The following is a 1566-nucleotide window of genomic DNA, read 5'->3' on the forward strand; positions in this document are numbered from 1 at the left end:
TATCGGTCCTCTCTAGGGAAGTAATGCTTGCAGCTTATTTCTGGCGTACGTCCAGGGCTGTATGATGTCGACGAGATTTTCCTGAGCTTCAAAAATCTGCTTCTTCCTCCTGCCTAAGTAGCAAGCTTTGATCACCTCTCTGGTGATCCACTCAGTTTCCTTACGGGTTCTCAGCGCACGTACTGCGTCCTGCACTTCATACTTTTCAGGATCACGACCAAGCTCGCGCTTCAGCCTATTAGCTATTCGCTTGTGCTTGAGCGCTTTTTTAAAATCAACGATCTCATTGTACCGACGCTTCTGTGTAAGCCGGTTGTTGCTTACCACTACCACCAGGCTTGGCTTGGCCGGTCCCAGTGGATCAAAGTCATCAAGCCTGTAGGTACAGCGGATAGCCCTGTATCTGATCTTTCCCATAGTCGTATTGAAGTTGAACATAGCCTCGTCGAGTGCATCTGAAAGGGCTTCGAATTCGTCAAAAGCTTTTTCCAGTCGGGAAACGCACATCTCTCCATAAGTACCCAGAGCACATAGCCAACGGTAAATTACGGTTCCATCGCCCTCCGTTGAGGGAAAGGCAATGCCGAAATTTCTCAGAGCAGCCACTCGATCGTTGAACAGATTCAACGCTTTCAGTGCAGCTGCAACCTGCTTCACCTTCCTGGCATCGACTGTCGCTTTGAGTATGGGAAGCAGATCGTCGGGCTCAGCCCTACACAGGTCTGTCCGCATGGAGGCGGAACGCATGGCGATGCCAAGATTTCCATAGCGTTTATCCCTCCTGTGGATGTCGTACACCAACCGCAGCCTGTCATCACCTGCCTGCTGGGGAAAGGCATTGAACAGTGGTTCAAGAGCGGAGAGGTGTAGATGGCCATGAGCCTTGAGCTTGCATAGCCAATCTATTAATAGCTGCTTGGAATCGAGCACGCGTGCCCGCGAAGCTGCGAGCCGATTGAGGTAGGCGTCTCTGTCGAAAGCGGGTGGTGCTGCGTGGGAACTCATTGCCGGGACTCGATCATGGTCGTGAATCCCGATTGTCTCGATAAGCCGAAACAGATTCATCCAAAGTCCCTGCAGTTACTCACACCCAACTGGGTTACTGGCCTACGTGCAAGACCGTAGAACTCTGCATTCTGTACAACTACGTGCCATTCTTTGGTTTTTCCTCTGTTTGCGGCCGATTTTCACGACTTTACGGCGGATTATCCTGACGTTTCCTCAGGGCGCCTCTGCGATTCATCTTAGTTTCATCGTCAGACCCGTAGCGATCAGAGAAGCATCTGAGGGGTTCATCCACGCTTCCTCGGCGCTACGTCGCGAATCGTGCCGCGTCGCCGAGATTCATACAGGCTCCTTCGCGCTTCAGAAACCATTCATTTCAAATTCATAAGCTTGTCTGCGCCGATCATCCATTAGCGTTCAGGAATACCTAGCGTTCCTCAGGGCGCCTTCAGGATTCATTTTCTTTACCCTTGCCTTTCATATGGATGTCCTAGGCATTCACAGGGAGTCAGCCGCTTGCATCGGCTCTCATACGGATTCCTAGACACGCAGCCGCTTTCT

Annotated in this window: 1 protein-coding gene; it reads right to left on the reverse strand. The window is 51.5% G+C overall.

Going from position 1 to position 1566, the window contains the following annotated elements; translation table 11 throughout:
* Nucleotides 1-12: 12 nt before the first annotated feature.
* Entirely contained in the window at nucleotides 13-1005 is a 993-nt protein-coding gene (locus QKY98_RS23295) for a hypothetical protein (RefSeq protein WP_284671662.1), read from the reverse strand.
* Between the last annotated feature and the right edge of the window lie 561 nt (nucleotides 1006-1566).

The sequence above is a fragment of the Pseudomonas sp. HR1 genome, from assembly GCF_030175875.1.
GTDB classification, from domain to species: domain Bacteria; phylum Pseudomonadota; class Gammaproteobacteria; order Pseudomonadales; family Pseudomonadaceae; genus Chryseomonas; species Chryseomonas oryzihabitans.

Excerpts from the sequence above, each read along its gene's own strand:
- QKY98_RS23295 (WP_284671662.1), bottom strand. The coding sequence starts at position 1,005 with ATGAGTTCCCACGCAGCACCACCCGCTTTCGACAGAGACGCCTACCTC.